This is a genomic window from Mycolicibacterium boenickei, from assembly GCF_010731295.1.
GTDB classification, from domain to species: Bacteria; Actinomycetota; Actinomycetes; order Mycobacteriales; family Mycobacteriaceae; genus Mycobacterium; species Mycobacterium boenickei.
In genome coordinates, this window is the sequence record NZ_AP022579.1 from 4,021,142 (window position 1) to 4,036,174 (window position 15,033).

The window sequence follows — 15,033 nt, forward strand, 5'->3', positions numbered from 1 at the left end:
GTACCCCGCAGCAGTAGGCTCCGAACGTGGCGGAGACGTCATATGCACCGTGCGGCGGTCTGAGTCTCGCCTACCAGGTATTCGGAGACGGGCCCGTCGACCTTGTCTACGCCGGTTCGTTCGTCAGCCATCTGGAGCTGTTCTGGACGATGCCCGAGTTCGAGGCGTTCATGGAGCGGATCTCGACGTTCTGCCGCGTCCTGCTGTACGACAAGGCCGGCGTCGGGCTGTCGGATCCCGTCCCGCAGGTACGCACGCTCGACGAACGGGCGGCCGAGATCGAGGCCGTGATGGATGCCGCGGGGTTCGGCCGCGCCGTGCTGTTCGGGTTGAGCGAGGGCGGGCCCGCGGCGATGCTGTTCGCGGCGACCCGGCCCGAACGCACGCAGGCCCTGATCCTCGCCGGCACCTTCGCATACTTCGGCATCACCGAGTGGGCTGACTTCGACCGTGACCCGTCCGAGCTGCACGCGCGGATCCTGACCGAGATGGGCGAGGATTACACGCCCTCGACCCGGCAGCTGGCGACCTTTCAGGAGTTCGGCCGCGCCAGCACCTCGCAGTGGGGTACCGGTGCGGCACTCAAAATCCTGTTCCCGGCCGCCGGGTCCGTGCGCCAGCTCGGGATGTTCGAGCGGATGAGTGCCAGCCCGGGAATGGCCCGGGCCACGCTGGGGGCGCTGTTCCGGATCGATGTGCGGTCGGTCCTGTCGACGATCACGGCGCCGACCCTGGTCATCCATGCCACCGGCGATATGGTCCCGATCCAGGGCGGGCGGTATATCGCCGACCGCATCCCGGGTGCGCGGATGCTCGAGGTGGACGGCACCGACCATGCGCCGTGGATCGCCAATCCCGACGAGATCACCAGCGAGATCGAGGAATTCCTCACCGGCTGCCATGCCGCACCGTCGCAGTCCCATCGCGCCCTGCGCACGGTGCTGTTCACCGACATGGTGGCCTCCACCCGGCATGCCGCGGCCACCGGTGACGAGCGGTGGCGGGCGGTGCTGCATCGGATGGGGGAGGTCACCGCTGACCTGACCGGTCGATTCGGTGGTGTCGTGGTGAAGAGCACCGGTGACGGACACCTCGCCACCTTCGACGGCCCGACACAGGCGATCCGCTGCGCCGAGGCGCTGCGCGATCAGACCGAGACCATGGGCATCGAGATCCGCGCCGGCATCCACACCGGCGAATGCGAGCTGCTGGACGGCGATATCGGGGGAATCGCCGTCCACATCGCGGCGCGAATCCTCGGGTTGGCCGGCGCGGGGGAGATCCTGGTGTCCAGCACCGTTCGTGATCTGGTCGTGGGCTCGGGGACCGGTTTCGAGGACCGCGGTGACGTCGAGCTGCGTGGGGTGCCCGGCACCTGGCGGCTCCTGGCGGTCGATCGCCACGGTGCGCGGGCCGGAACGCCAGAAGCGGAGCTGTCCTCGGTGCCCACGCCCGGTCCGAGGCCCACGATGCGTCGATCGGATCAGGCCATGGCGGTGATGGCACGTCGAATGCCTCGGATCGTGCGGGGGATAGCCCGGGTCACCCCGGGCGCCCGCGTCACGGGACCGCCGGTCAGGCGTTGATCAGGTCGAGCGTGCCGAGCTCGCGGATCGCCTGACATCCGCGCTGTGCCATCGTCACCATCATGTCGTCGCCGCGCTCGGTGGAGCTGGCGAACGCGGTGCCGAGTACGGTGATCAGCGGCGCCTGAAGCATGCCCAAACGGTAATCCTGCCAACAGGTTTCGCGGTCATAGTCGGTGACTCCGTGGGACAGCAGCCGATCGTGGTAGGCGGTGACCAGGTCGGCTTCGGCGGCGGCCCGAACAGCCGGGTCCAGGCTGGTCGCGGTGAAGTACGACAGGTCACGGGCAGGCAGGCCCGAGCCGAGCGTCTGCCAGTCCACCACGGTGATCCGGGTGCGGTCGGGGTCGAACAGCATGTTGTCCAGCCGGTAGTCGCCGTGCAGGATCGCGAACCGGTCCGGCTCGGCCAGCAGCCAGGGCGTCACCACCGACATCGCCGTACGCATGGTGTCCTGGTCCTCGGGGTCCAGGCGCGCACCGATCTTGTCCAGGGTGATGTCGGCGGCCATCTTCGCGACATCACCGAATCCCTTGGCGGAGTCCGGTTCCGGCTTGGGCATGGCGATGCCGGGGAAGTTCGCCCATTGTGGGTCGGCCCAGGTCGGCCCGTGCAGATCGGCGAGCGCCAGCACCGCCAGGGTCGCCTCGGCGGGTGTGCAGCCGGCGATCTGATCGCCTTGTTCAGCGGGTGCCATATCTGCCAGGAGCAGGACGAAATCAGCTCCGTCGCCGGCTATTTCACAGTGATGGCAGCGGGGGACCGGGATGTGTACGTGCTCGGCCACCTTGGTGTAGAAGGCGTGCTCGGAGCGGTAGCCGATGGTGACGCGGTCGCGCACGGTCTCGTCCTGCGACGGCAGCTTGACCGCGAACGTCGCAGGCAGGCCGGTCTCGTCGCGGTAGCTGACCGTGACCCGGTAGGTGGCGCCGGTCTGGCCGGTGCCGATCGGCGCGGTCTGCACCGAATCCACCTCGGCGCCAAGGATTTGCGACAACCATCCGGCGGTCACCTCGGCGGGCGTGCTCGGAATGGACTTGGGGAGCGATCCGGCCGCGGTCACTGCACTGCCCCGTAGATCGAGCCCATCCACATCGCCTCTGCGCCTTCCAGTAGTTGTCGTCGTGACAGCGGCCCACCCAGGATGAACCGTTCGATCAGTCGATCGTTGAATTCCAGCAGCAGGCCCGCGAGTACGGCCGGGTCGACGCCGCCGGGGGCGCGGCCCGCCGTGCGCTCGGTGGTGATCACCGTCGAGACGGTGGGGACGAACGACTCTCGCGCCTGGTCCCACAGATCGCGCACGGCCCCGCTGGAGCCACGCGCCTCCAACATGGCCTGCAGCAGGTAGCGGTGATCCTCCGCGGTCTTCAGCACGGCTTCGATGGTGTCGTGGACGCGTTCACGGGGTGGCCGCGCCACGTCGGCGAGGATGTTGTTGGCCGCGAACAACGCGTCGTACATGGGTTCGACCAGCGCTGCGACGGCCGCCGCCTTGTTCTCGAAATAGAAGTAGAACGCCGACCGGCCGACGCCGGCCTGGCGCGCCACCTCGGCGATGTTCAGCGCATCGAACCCGGTCTGCTGTAGGTGCTCGTTGAGCGCCTCAAGGATCGCGGTGCGCCGCTGCTCGCTGCGTTGCGGTTGGCGCCGGTCGACCGGTGACCGCGGGGGTGCGCCTTGTGGTGCCGTCGGCATGCTGGCCGGCCCTCCCATTTTCAACGGGTGTGACGCCGGACACTATCGATCATTCTGACAGCAGTCAATAAATCTCGACGTGAGTCAGTGGGTGGTTCAGCCGGGGTAGTGACGCGGGGTGAACACCCGATCCTCGGTGGTGTCGCCGGCCGCGGAACCGGTGTACCACTGCGTCTGCGACGAACCGATGATCAGCATCGTGCGCATGTCCACCTGGGCCGGATCCAGATCGGCGAGGCGCACGACGGACACCCGCTCACCCGGGCCGGGCTCCGCACCCGAGACGGCCCGCGCGACGACCACCGGAGTACTCGGATCGCGGTACTCCAACAGCAGATCGCGCATCGCGCCAACTTGCCAGGTGCGGGTCTTGGAGGCCGGGTTGTAGATCGCAAGCGCCAGGTCGGCCTTGGCTGCCGCGCGGAGGCGTTCGACGATCACGTCCCATGGCTTGAGCCGGTCGGACAGGGAGATCACCGCGTAGTCGTGGCCGAGCGGGGCACCGACCCGGCTCGCGACCGCCTGGGCCGCCGTCATCGCGGGGATCACCCGGACCTCGACGCCGGGCCACTGCTTGGCCTCTTCGAGTACCGCGGTGGCCATCGCGAACACCCCCGGGTCACCCGAGGACACGACGGCGACCGTACGGCCTTCCTGAGCCAGCTTGCAGGCCAGTTGGGCACGGGCCGGCTCGTCGGTGTTGTCGCTGGGGTGATGGTGCTGCCCGGCGCGGGCTCCGACTCGATCGAGGTAGGGGCCGTAGCCGATCAGGTCGGTGGCCGCGGCGAGCTCGCGGCGGCTCTGCGGGGTCATCCAGTCCGAGTCGCCAGGACCGAGGCCGACGACCACCACGCTGCCCTGCTTTGACCTGGACCGCGAACGCCCGGGAACCATGGCCAGCGAGAAATACGGCACCTTGATGTCCGCGCCTTCGTTGCCGACCTCTCCGGCAGGAGAGACCCGCTGCCGGTCCGTGCTGGCCCGCTCGACGTAGTAGGCCTCGTCCAGCCGCCCCGTCGATTCGAGGGCTTCCCGCACCCGGGTGTAGGACCGGCCCAGCTTGAGCACGACGGCCGCGTCGGTGTCGGCCAGACGGCGCTCCAGTTCAGCGGTCGGCAGCGTGCCGGGCAGGATCGTCAGCACGTCATCGCCCTGCACCAGCGGGGTACCGGTGGCGGCCGACGCCGCGCTCACCGAGGTGACGCCGGGAACGATGACCGCGTGGAACCGCTCGGTGAGCCGGGTGTGCATGTGCATGTAGGAGCTGTAGAAAAGCGGGTCGCCCTCGGCCAGCAGGGCCACGTCGCGGCCCGCCTCCAGGTGGGCGGCGATGCGCTCGGCGGCCGTGGCGTAGAAATCCTCCATCGCGCCGACGTACCCGCCGGGATGGTCGGTGGTCTCGGTGGTGACCGGATAGACCAGGTGCTCCTCGAGCTGGCCTTCGCGCAGATACGGCGCGGCGATGCCCCTGGCGATGCTGTGTCCGTGCTTGGCGCTGTGATAGGCCACCACGTCCGCGGCACTGATCAGCCGAGCCGCCTTGACCGTGACGAGCTCTGGATCGCCCGGGCCCAGGCCGACGCCGTACAGGGTGCCCCGGGTTTCACGTTCTGCCGCCGTTGTGCTCACTCGTGTTCACTCGCAATCGAATTGACGGCGGCCGCGGCCATTGCGCTGCCACCGCGACGGCCGGTCACCACCAGATAGGACATGCCACGCGGGCGCTCGATCAGTTCCTGTTTGGACTGGGCCGAGCCGACGAATCCGACGGGTCCGCCCAACACCGCGGCCGGTACCGGCGCGCCCTCGTCGAGCAGTTCCAGCAGCCGGAACAGGGCCGTCGGCGCGTTGCCGATCGCGACCACCGCACCGCCGAGGCGGTCGGCCCACAGATCGACCGCGGCCGCCGAGCGCGTGAATCCCAACTTCGCGGCCATCTCAGGGGCACGCGGATCGGCCACCAGCGAGACGACCTCGTTGTCGGCGGGCAGCCGGGAGCGCGTGATCCCGGCTGCGACCATCGACGAGTCGCACAGCACCGGGGCGCCCGCGGCCAGTGCGGCATGAGCCCTGGTCACGACGTCGTCGGTGTAGGAGACATGATCAGCGACGTCGACCTGGCCGCAGGTGTGGATCAGCCGGACCACCACCCGCGACACATCGTCGGGGAAACGCGACAGGTTCGCCTCGGCGCGGATCGTCGCGAACGACTGCCGGTAGATCTCAGCGGCGTCACGGATGTAGTCGAGCACCCGCATACCCTACGGGGGCGTGATACGCAGCCGGTATCCGTCCTCGGTGGCCACCAGCACGTCCCCGGCGGGCGGGCTGCCACAGGCCCGATCGCAGCCCACGAAGTGGCGGTGGACATCGGTATCGGTGGGGGTGGTTACCGCCTCCGCCGCGTCGGCCCGCACATCCGCGGCGGACTTCGCGCACCCGGGGCTGCCGATGCAGGCGCTGACCCTCAGCCACGGCGAGTTCTCGTCGAACACCAGTCCCAGCGGTGCCAGCACGCGCAGGGCCGTGTCGGCGACGCCCTCCGGGACGTCGCACACCAGGACCGAGCGCCACGGGGTGATCACCAGCGGGGTCTCGACGGCGGCAAGGAATTGGGCGACCCGGGCCTGCAGGACCCCCAGCGGCACCGCGGCGCCCAGTGTGATGTCGCCGTCGCGTTGCTCGATCCAGCCGACCGGCGGTGTCACCGTCGGCGGCCAGGTGGCTCCGGGCGCCGCGCTCATGGTCAGGCCGTCCAACAGTGGCGAACTATCATCGAGTTCATTTATCCGCCAGGCGTTTCCGCGGATCTGGACGAACCGGACGGCCACTTCGGTCAGGGCCGCCACCACGTCACCGGCATCCAGTCGTATCCCGGTGTCGCACCCGGACAGCAGCAGCGCGAACGTGCCGTCATCGTGGGCGTGCACCCCGGCGTCGGCGTCGATCCCGGACACGTCGCCGCGGCCGTCGTCCAGGCTGAACCAGAACCTGCCCGGCAGGTCCGCCAGCACCGGATCGGCCTGGATGGCGCGGTCGAGGTCGACAACCAGCGGGCGCACGTCGGTGACGCCGCCCGAACGTCCGGACAGCGGCGAGGCCACGATGTTGCGGGCCCGCTCATGGGTCGGTGACGGCAGCAGGCCCGCTGCCGTCAGCGCCGTGGCGGCCCCGTCGGTATCGGTCACCGCCCGGATCTGGATGTTGCCACGAGACGTCAGTTCCATTGCGGGCGAGCCGAACTGCTCGGCCACCTGGGCCAGTGCGGTCAGTTGGCCCGACGTGATCATCCCGCCGGGGAGCCTGATCCGGACCAGGGCACCGTCGGCGGCCTGGTGCACCGTCAGTGCACCGGGGCAGGCGTCCTGGTCGCGGGTCCTGGTCATATCGCCCGCCATCTTACTTTCGGCGGTTGTTGTGACATCGGTCACTGGCCCGGAAACCTGTTCGGTCGCTTACAGATCGGCGATTTTCACCGCCTGCGGACGTACCGTTTATGAGGATTCCCGGGACCACCGGTACCGGGAACTGGAAAGCGACACCCAAGGATCTGACGAGAGGAGCGCTCCATGCTTGCCTTCGGTGCATTCACCGCATTCGTCCTCGTGCTCATCGCGACGGCGGGTATGCCGTACCGGCAGTCGTGGCACGACCGCTTCGGCGAGACCCAGCCCTGACCCCCTGACTACCTCTGCCGCACCGGCTACCCCGATCGGGTAGCCGGTGCGGTACGAATGGGGGGTGTTAGCTCCCACCGTCCTGCTGCTGTCGACCTCGGACACCGACCTGATCACTGCCCGTGCCAGCGGGGCCCGGTACCGCTGGGCCAACCCGTCGCGGCTGGTCACCGGCGAACTTGAGGAACTGCTCGACGGTGCCGACATCGCGGTGATCCGGATACTCGGCGGCTACCGGGCCTGGCAGGACGGCATCGACACCGTGGTGGCCAGCGGCCTGCCGACGGTGGTGGTCAGCGGCGAGCAATCGCCAGACGCCGAACTGATGGGACATTCCACCGCCCCGCAGGGTGCGGCCCTGCAAACCCACATCTACCTGGCGCAGGGTGGGCTGGAGAATCTGGCGAACCTCCACTCGTTCCTGTCCGACACCCTGCTGATGACCGGTTTCGGCTTCGCCGCCCCGGTGACCACCCCGAGCTGGGGTGTGCTGGAACGCCCCGCCACCGCAGCGGCCGACGGCGCACCCACGGTCGCCGTCCTCTACTACCGGGCCCAGCAACTGGCCGGGAACACCGCCTACGTCGAGGCGCTGTGCGACGCCGTCGAACAGGCCGGCGGCCGCGCACTGCCGGTGTTCTGCGCATCCCTGCGCACCGCCGAGCCCGAACTCCTCGAGCTGCTCGGCACCGCCGATGCACTCGTCACCACTGTGCTCGCGGCCGGAGGTGCCACCCCGGCGGCGGTCGGCGCGGGAGGAAGCGACGATTCCTGGAACGTCGCCCACCTTGCCGCACTGGACATTCCGATCCTGCAGGGGCTGTGCCTGACCAGTTCGCGGGATCAATGGTCAGACAACGACGACGGGATGTCGCCGCTGGACGTCGCCACCCAGGTCGCGGTGCCCGAGTTCGACGGCCGCATCATCACAGTGCCGTTCTCCTTCAAGGAGATCGATTCCGAAGGGCTGATCTCCTACGTGGCCGACCCCGAGCGCTGCGCGCGGGTCGCCGGACTGGCCGTGCGTCACGCCCGGTTGCGTGCCATCCCGGCGGCGGAAAAGCGGGTGGCCGTCGTCTTTTCGGCCTATCCCACCAAGCACGCCCGCATCGGCAACGCCGTCGGCCTGGACACCCCGGCCAGCGCGGTCGCACTGCTGCGGGCCATGCGCGACGCCGGGTACGACATCGGTGACATCCCGGGTCTGGACTCGGGAGATGGCGACGCCCTGATCCACACCCTGATCGAGAAGGGCGGGCAGGACCCGGACTGGCTCACCGCCGAGGCGCTGGCCGCCAACCCGATTCGGGTCCCGGCCAAGGACTACCGGGCCTGGTTCGCCACGCTGCCCGCCGAACTCGCCGATGCCGTCGTCGAGCACTGGGGCCCGCCGCCCGGTGAGCTCTTCGTCGACCGCAGCAGCGATCCGGACGGCGAGATCGTCATCGCGGCCGTCCAGGCCGGAAACGTGGTGCTGATCGTGCAGCCGCCGCGCGGCTTCGGCGAGAACCCCGTGGCGATCTATCACGACCCCGATCTGCCGCCCAGCCACCACTATCTCGCCGCTTACCGTTGGCTGGATTCGTCGTTCCCGGGCTCGTTCGGTGCGCATGCGGTGGTGCACCTGGGCAAGCACGGCAACCTGGAATGGCTGCCCGGCAAGACGCTCGGCATGAGCGCGGCTTGTGGCACCGACGCGGCGCTCGGCGACCTGCCGCTCATCTACCCGTTCCTCGTCAACGATCCAGGGGAGGGCACCCAGGCCAAGCGCCGGGCCCACGCCACTCTCATCGATCACCTGATCCCACCCATGGCGCGCGCCGAAACCTACGGCGACATCGCCAAACTCGAACAGCTGCTCGACGAGCACTCCACCGTATCGGCGCTGGACCCGGGCAAGCTGCCGGCGATCCGCCAGCAGATCTGGACGCTGATGCGGGCCGCCAAGATGGACCACGACCTCGGCCTGGAGGACCGCCCCGACGAGGACTCCTTCGACGACATGCTGCTGCACGTCGACGGCTGGCTGTGCGAGATCAAGGATGTTCAGATCCGTGACGGCCTGCACATATTGGGGCAAAAGCCCACCGGGGAAGGCGAACTCGACCTGGTACTGGCCATCCTGCGGGCCCGGCAGCTGTTCGGCGGCGAGCAGACCGTGCCCGGGCTGCGTCAGGCGTTGGGCCTGATCGAAGACGGCAGTGACGACCGCGCGGCCGTCGACGCCGCCGAGGCCGGTGCCCGTCAACTGGTGGCCGCTCTGCAGGAATCCGGTTGGGACGCTTCTGCAGTCGCGAAGATCACCGACAACCCCGAGGTGGCCCGCATCCTGCGGTTCGCGGCCACCGAGGTGGTACCTCGGCTGGCCGGGACGGAATGCGAGATCGACCAGGTGCTGCGCGCCCTGTCCGGTGGCTTCATCGCCTCGGGGCCGTCCGGATCGCCGTTGCGCGGACTGGTCAACGTGCTGCCCACCGGGCGCAACTTCTACTCGGTGGATCCCAAGGCAGTGCCGTCCCGGCTGGCCTGGGAAACCGGTGTGGCGATGGCCGATTCGCTGTTGGACCGCTACCGCACCGACTACGGCCACTGGCCCCAGTCGGTCGGCCTGTCCGTGTGGGGCACCTCGGCCATGCGTACCGCCGGTGACGACATCGCCGAAGTGCTGGCTCTGCTCGGGGTGCGGCCGGTGTGGGACGACGCCTCGCGCCGGGTGGTGAACCTGGAGCCGATCGACCTCGCCGAACTGGGCCGCCCGCGCATCGACGTCACGGTGCGCATCTCCGGGTTCTTCCGTGACGCGTTCCCACACGTGGTCACCATGCTCGACGATGCGGTGGCGCTGGTGGCCGGGCTCGACGAATCGGCACAGGACAACTACGTGCGTGCCCACTCCCAGGCCGACCTGGCCGAGCACGGCGATCAAAGACGAGCCACCACAAGGATTTTCGGTTCCAAGCCGGGGACGTACGGAGCGGGCCTGCTGCAGTTGATCGACAGCCGCAACTGGCGTGACGACGCCGACCTGGCCGAGGTGTACACCGCCTGGGGCGGATTCGCCTACGGCCGCGGACTCGACGGCGCACCCGCGGCCGATGACATGAACCGGGCCTACCGGCGAATCGCGGTGGCCGCCAAGAACACCGATACCCGTGAACACGACATCGCCGACTCCGACGACTACTTCCAGTACCACGGCGGCATGGTCGCCACCGTGCGCGCGCTCACCGGACAGGCGCCTGCCGCCTACATCGGCGACAACACCCGCCCCGACGCGGTCCGCACCCGGACGCTGTCGGAGGAGACCAATCGCGTCTTCCGGGCGCGGGTGGTCAACCCGCGCTGGATCACCGCGATGCGCAGGCACGGCTACAAGGGCGCGTTCGAGATGGCGGCCACCGTCGACTACCTGTTCGGGTACGACGCCACCGCGCACGTGATGGCCGACTGGATGTACGAGCGCCTCTCGGCGGAATACGTGCTCGACGACGAGAACCGCAAGTTCATGTCCGAATCCAATCCGTGGGCATTGCACGGCATGGCAGAACGGCTGCTGGAGGCCGCGGGCCGCGGGATGTGGGCCGAGCCCGAGCAGGCCACCCTGGATGGGCTCCGTCAGGTGCTGCTGGAAACCGAAGGCGAGCTCGAGGGCTGACAGCGTCGAGAATCAACGGCCTCCGGTTTGTTGGCCTAGATTGGGCGTCATGGCTCCTACCTTCGCCGATGTCGCCAAGGCCAACTACGTTCTGCTCACCACTTTCACCAAGGACGGGCGACCCAAGCCGACCCCGATCTGGTCGGTGCCCGACGGTGATCGCCTGCTGGTGATCACCGAGGCGGACTCGTGGAAGGTCAAGCGGATCCGGAACACCCCGCGAGTCACCGTTGCGGTGTGCGACATGCGGGGCAATCCCAAGAGTGAAGCCGTCGAGGCCACCGCCACCGTCCTCGACCGATCGCACAACGGCGAGATCTACGACGGCATCGGCAGGCGGTATGGCCTGATCGGCAAAACCTTCAACTTCTTCTCCAAACTGCGCGGCGGCATGGAGAAGAACGTCGGGCTGGAACTGCGGGCGTCCTAGCGCCGATGCCGGGACCGATCGAAGAGTTCAACCGACTCGACCGGCGACAGCAGGTGCAGCTGCTGTCGTCGGTGTGCTCATCGCCGGCCTGGAGCCATCAACTGCAGGCGCGCGGGCCGTTCGTCGACCTCGATGAGTTGCTCGACCAGGCCGACCAGGTGGTGGCGACGTTGCCCGACGTCGAGATCGACGCCGCCCTCGACGGCCACCCACGCATCGGGGATCGCCCGGACAACCCGTCCTCGGTGCGGGAACAGGCCGGCATGGCCACCGCCGGTGCCGCCCTCCGGGCCGAACTCGCCGCGAAAAACCGTGCCTACGAGGAGAAGTTCGGCTACGTATACCTGGTGTGCGCCAGCGGGCGGTCGGCGGAGGAGTTGCTGGGCATTCTCACCGGGCGGCTCTCGAACGATGCGGAAACCGAGCGCACAGTGATGCGCGGCGAGCTGGCCAAGATCAACCGGTTGCGGCTCGCACGCCTCTTCTGACCGTCGCCTAGCCCAGCCACCCCTGCTGGGCATCCCAGGCGGAACCGGCCGGAGGCGCATCGTCGCGGGTGACGGTGGCTTGGATCAGCCCGTACGGGCGGTCGTCGGCGTGGAAGACTTCGTTGTTGTTCTCCAGGCCGAACCGCGTGAGGTCGTAGGCGAAATGGTGCTTGTTCGGTGCCGACAGCCGTATCTCGGCAAGCATCGGATAGTTTTCCAGCACCGCCTTGCCCATCTCGTAGAGAGTCTGCTGCAGGGCGCGTGACGCCACGACGGCGAACGTCTCCGTCATCAGCGCCCTGACGCCACGATAGACCTCGTCCCAGGCGACTTTTGTTGTGGTGAAACGCCACTGCGCCGTCAAGGACGTGGCCATTACGCGATCATGTGCGGGTTCCAGAACGGTGTACGCGTCGGTGAGGAATCCGGTGAACGCCGAGCCGGTCGACTTCAGGATCACCAGATCTTTCAGGCCGCCGACCACCCATTCTCCGTCCTCGTCCACCGTGACCGCAGCGGTTCGCACCTCTTGTCCGGCACGGACCCAGGTGTGGTTGTGCCCTTGACCGCCGACATCCACTCGCTGCCAGGCATATTCGTCGATCTCGACCCGCGCGCCCTGCACCGGTGCGATTTCGGCGACGAAATGACGCGCCAGGTCGAGTCCGTAATCCTCGATCGCCAGCAGCCCCTTCTCCTTGGCGTAGGCATAGGCTGTCTGCTTCTGGGTGTCGGTGGGGAGCACGTCGGCCTGGTTGCCGGTGAGGTGAGCGGCACTGAAATCGCCGCGTAGACAGGTGGATACCGTGACGTCGCGGATCTCGTGTCGCGGCGTGTCCCGGTAGATGCGGACCACCCGGTTCTCGGCCTTGCCGTACTGATTCTTGCCAAGAATGATTGTTGACATCTTCAACTTCCTCGATACGTCGAATAGGCGTGGGGCGAAAGCAGCAGGGGTACGTGGTAGTTGCCGTCGGGGTCATCGACGTGGAAGCTGATCACCACTTCGGGGTAGAAACCCGTCACGCCGCAAGCGGTGAAATACGCTGCGGTGTCCAGGCGTAGACGAAACACGCCGCCGAGATCGCCGGTGTAGAGGTCCGTCACCCGGCCCTGGTCGTCGGTGCGGGTCTCGGCCAGGACGGTGCCGTCGGCGGTGGTGAGCCGCACCGGCACCCCGGCGGCGGGCCGGCCGGTGACCGCGTCGAGAACATGCGTGCTGACATGGACCGTCATGTCATGGTCTCCGGCGACTAGCGGACAAAGTTCGCGTTGATGCGTTGCTGTAGATAGTCTTTCGCGGTGATCGGCGGATACTTCCCGGCCGGTCCTGCGATCACCACCTCGCTGTTCGCCTGCGCGAAGAACGCGATGCTGTAGCGAGAGCCACGGAACTCAGCAGGTCCCGGGCTGCGCACCCGGTGGAAGTTCGACGGCAGCAGGTCGTCGCTCCACCGCATCAGCATGTCCCCGATGTTGCAGGTGATGGTGTCATCGGTCGGCTCGATCGAGGTCCACTGCTGGGTATCGGTCTCCTTGCCGGGGCACACCTGCAGCCCACCTTGCCCGGCACGCTGAAACAGCAGGGTGAGGCAGTCGAAGTCGGTGTGGGCGCCGGCGCGCCACATACCGCTCAGGTCCGCTTCCTGCGGGACGGCAAAGTAGTGCAGCAACCGCAGCGTGCTCTGGTATGTCGGTGCGGACGGATCGTGGGCGCGGGTGAAGAAGTCACGTTCGAAGCCCAGCTTGTCGGCGAACAGGGAGAGCACTTCCATCGCCAACGCCCAACAGTGTTGCTCGAAAGCCCGTATCGTTTCAGCGAACCCGGCCAGTTCATCTGCCGTCGGCCACAGCCCTTCCATGTCGGACAGAGTGACTTGGTAGGACTCCTTCTGGTCGGGTGTGCCCACCGACGGACGCACCTGGGTCAGGCTTTCCCAGCCGGAATTGAACCGTTTCGGTCTGCGTGCCTTCACCTCATCGGGCAGCGCGAAGAAGGCTTCGGCGAGCTCGAACGCCCGGCCCACTTCCGCGAGGTCGATGCCGTGGTCGACCAGTTGGAAGAATCCGATATCGGTTGCCGCCGACCATAATTCGTCGGCGATCTGCGACCGCCGGGTGTCGAGGTCGGCCAGTGAGATACGGCAGACCTCGCGCTCGCGTTCCGTGCCCAGTGCCCCCATGCGGCTCTCGCGCTGCAGTTCGGTCATGTTGTAGGTCATGTCGTCAACTCTCGTTCTGGGTGGGATGGTCAGGGGAGGGCGATGGCCGGATCGCTGAACTGGTTGGTGAACAGTTGCTGCGCGGTCGTCGACGCCGGAACCCGGTTGCCGGTGTCGGCAAGGACGGGACGGAGATCGTCGAGGTTTCGCTGGATTCGTGCCTGGTCATAGACGCCGAAGGACCCGTCGTCCTCGTTGGCCAACAGTCCCTTTTCGACCAGTAACGTGGCGCTGTAGTCGGCCTCGGCCTTGCTGTAGGGCGAGTAGGTGGGGTCCTGTGCGATGACGTCGACGATGGTGCCGTTGACCCGGTCTGGTGATGCGGCGTAATCGACCCCGGATTGCTGGATGATCGGGACCAGTTTCGCCAAGCAGGGCGACATCTCCTGCAGTTTGTCGGCGCGGACGACCACGTTGGAGGCGTAGATGTCGTAGCCCGCGTCTTTGATGAGGCCGTAGGCGACCGGTTTGTTCCAGGCCGGCGTGTCGTGCTCGTAGGTGAACGGTTCGGAGTTGGCGAAGCCCTGTTGGGTGATGGTCGGATCGCTGACGAATCGCGATGGCGCCCCGTCGTAATTGGTGTCGATCTGGGACGGCTTCAGCAAGCCCTTCTTCACCATCCATTGCGGGAAGATCTGATCCTTGGCGACCACCACTGTGGCATCGGACTTTCCGATGTCCGCGACGGACTTCCAGGTCGGGTAGCTGTGCGGGTCCCACATGAGAATCGAGGGGCTGTACTTGAGCAGTGGCGTGACCCCGACGACCGGTTGCTCGGCGGCCGCCGCGATCAACTGATCTCCGTGCACGATCCCGAGCATGGCGGAATCGTCCACGTAGAGCTGTGAGGTCACCGACTGGAATCCGATGGCGGGGCCGCCCGATTTCAGCGTCAGGTCCACCCCGGTGTCCTTGCCGCCGGCCACGAGCGGCCCCGTGACCGACTTCGAGTTCGTGTCGACTCGGTATCCAGGACCGAGCATCTCGAACACGGCCCCCATATCGGACTGCGGTTGCCATTGCAGCTGGATGCCGATATCGGCCGGACACACTTCGGCGAGGTTCTGCGCGTCGCCGGCGGGTTCGAGCGACGTGGCCTCGACGGCTTCGTGGGATCCGTAGGCACAGGCGGGCAGACAGAGGACCGCAAGAGCAACGGCAGTGGAGCCGAGACGGCGGGCGAGCGAATTTCGCACGGTTCTCCTAGCTGGAAGGGGGCGGGGTTCGGCCACGCTCCCAACTGCTGATTACATGCAGTCTCTTCTCCCGTTACGGTC

13 protein-coding genes are annotated in these 15,033 nt (G+C 67.6%); 4 read left to right on the forward strand and 9 right to left on the reverse strand.

The annotated features are described in order from the left end of the window. Nucleotides 1-26: 26 nt before the first annotated feature. Nucleotides 27-1,586, forward strand: a complete 1,560-nt coding sequence (locus G6N57_RS19070) for an adenylate/guanylate cyclase domain-containing protein (protein ID WP_077741036.1) — start codon at nucleotides 27-29, stop codon at nucleotides 1,584-1,586. Here G6N57_RS19070 and G6N57_RS19075 read toward each other — a convergent pair. From G6N57_RS19075 to cobG, 5 genes are all read right to left on the reverse strand, one after another. Continuing rightward, nucleotides 1,576-2,649, reverse strand: coding sequence for a phosphotransferase family protein (locus G6N57_RS19075; protein ID WP_077741035.1), 1,074 nt, complete (start codon nucleotides 2,647-2,649; stop codon nucleotides 1,576-1,578). The genes G6N57_RS19070 and G6N57_RS19075 overlap by 11 nt on opposite strands. Then, entirely contained in the window at nucleotides 2,646-3,284 is a 639-nt protein-coding gene (locus tag G6N57_RS19080) for a TetR/AcrR family transcriptional regulator (protein WP_077741984.1), read from the reverse strand. Before G6N57_RS19080 ends, G6N57_RS19075 begins: the two co-directional genes overlap by 4 nt. 96 nt (nucleotides 3,285-3,380) lie before the next feature. Then, nucleotides 3,381-4,913, reverse strand: coding sequence for a precorrin-2 C(20)-methyltransferase (locus G6N57_RS19085; protein WP_077741034.1), 1,533 nt, complete (start codon nucleotides 4,911-4,913; stop codon nucleotides 3,381-3,383). After that, a complete protein-coding gene (locus G6N57_RS19090; RefSeq protein WP_075920121.1) occupies nucleotides 4,910-5,536 on the reverse strand; it encodes a precorrin-8X methylmutase in 627 nt (208 codons plus the stop codon). The genes G6N57_RS19085 and G6N57_RS19090 overlap by 4 nt, the downstream gene beginning before the upstream one ends. A gap of 9 nt (nucleotides 5,537-5,545) precedes the next feature. Further along, the gene (gene cobG / locus G6N57_RS19095; RefSeq protein WP_077741983.1) at nucleotides 5,546-6,670 is read right to left on the reverse strand and encodes a precorrin-3B synthase; all 1,125 of its coding nucleotides are present in this window, start codon (nucleotides 6,668-6,670) and stop codon (nucleotides 5,546-5,548) included. A gap of 355 nt (nucleotides 6,671-7,025) precedes the next feature. On the opposite strand from cobG, the gene cobN reads away from it, so the two are divergent. Genes cobN through uraD form a run of 3 tightly spaced genes read left to right on the forward strand, consistent with a single transcriptional unit; the run spans nucleotide 7,026 to nucleotide 11,534 of the window. Further along, the gene (gene cobN, locus G6N57_RS19100) at nucleotides 7,026-10,616 is read left to right on the forward strand and encodes a cobaltochelatase subunit CobN (protein WP_234815635.1); all 3,591 of its coding nucleotides are present in this window, start codon (nucleotides 7,026-7,028) and stop codon (nucleotides 10,614-10,616) included. Nucleotides 10,617-10,665: 49 nt separating this feature from the next. Further along, nucleotides 10,666-11,046, forward strand: a complete 381-nt coding sequence (locus G6N57_RS19105; protein ID WP_077741032.1) for a PPOX class F420-dependent oxidoreductase — start codon at nucleotides 10,666-10,668, stop codon at nucleotides 11,044-11,046. 5 nt (nucleotides 11,047-11,051) lie between these two features. After that, nucleotides 11,052-11,534 carry a 2-oxo-4-hydroxy-4-carboxy-5-ureidoimidazoline decarboxylase gene (gene uraD, locus G6N57_RS19110; protein WP_077741031.1) on the forward strand — a complete coding sequence of 161 codons (483 nt, stop codon included), beginning with the start codon at nucleotides 11,052-11,054 and terminating at the stop codon, nucleotides 11,532-11,534. A gap of 7 nt (nucleotides 11,535-11,541) precedes the next feature. Here the strand turns inward: uraD and pucL are convergent, their stop codons facing one another. From pucL to G6N57_RS19130, 4 genes are read right to left on the reverse strand one after another with little or no spacing between them, the layout of a single operon-like run. After that, nucleotides 11,542-12,441 carry a factor-independent urate hydroxylase gene (pucL, locus tag G6N57_RS19115; RefSeq protein WP_077741030.1) on the reverse strand — a complete coding sequence of 300 codons (900 nt, stop codon included), beginning with the start codon at nucleotides 12,439-12,441 and terminating at the stop codon, nucleotides 11,542-11,544. 2 nt (nucleotides 12,442-12,443) lie between these two features. Then, nucleotides 12,444-12,770: a hydroxyisourate hydrolase gene (uraH, locus tag G6N57_RS19120; RefSeq protein WP_077741029.1), complete on the reverse strand. Its 327-nt coding sequence runs from the start codon at nucleotides 12,768-12,770 to the stop codon at nucleotides 12,444-12,446. Nucleotides 12,771-12,787: 17 nt separating this feature from the next. Beyond that, a complete protein-coding gene (locus G6N57_RS19125; protein WP_077741028.1) occupies nucleotides 12,788-13,756 on the reverse strand; it encodes an isopenicillin N synthase family dioxygenase in 969 nt (322 codons plus the stop codon). A gap of 29 nt (nucleotides 13,757-13,785) precedes the next feature. Continuing rightward, entirely contained in the window at nucleotides 13,786-14,952 is a 1,167-nt protein-coding gene (locus G6N57_RS19130; protein WP_077741027.1) for a nitrate ABC transporter substrate-binding protein, read from the reverse strand. Nucleotides 14,953-15,033: the final 81 nt, after the last annotated feature.

What these genes read in the sequence shown, in the direction of transcription:
- G6N57_RS19105 (WP_077741032.1), top strand. Translation starts at nt 10,666, where the DNA reads ATGGCTCCTACCTTCGCCGATGTCGCCAAGGCCAACTACGTTCTGCTC.
- pucL (WP_077741030.1), bottom strand. Translation starts at nt 12,441, where the DNA reads ATGTCAACAATCATTCTTGGCAAGAATCAGTACGGCAAGGCCGAGAAC.
- uraH (WP_077741029.1), bottom strand. Translation starts at nt 12,770, where the DNA reads ATGACGGTCCATGTCAGCACGCATGTTCTCGACGCGGTCACCGGCCGG.
- G6N57_RS19125 (WP_077741028.1), bottom strand. Translation starts at nt 13,756, where the DNA reads ATGACCTACAACATGACCGAACTGCAGCGCGAGAGCCGCATGGGGGCA.
- G6N57_RS19080 (WP_077741984.1), bottom strand. Translation starts at nt 3,284, where the DNA reads ATGCCGACGGCACCACAAGGCGCACCCCCGCGGTCACCGGTCGACCGG.
- uraD (WP_077741031.1), top strand. Translation starts at nt 11,052, where the DNA reads ATGCCGGGACCGATCGAAGAGTTCAACCGACTCGACCGGCGACAGCAG.
- cobG (WP_077741983.1), bottom strand. Translation starts at nt 6,670, where the DNA reads ATGACCAGGACCCGCGACCAGGACGCCTGCCCCGGTGCACTGACGGTG.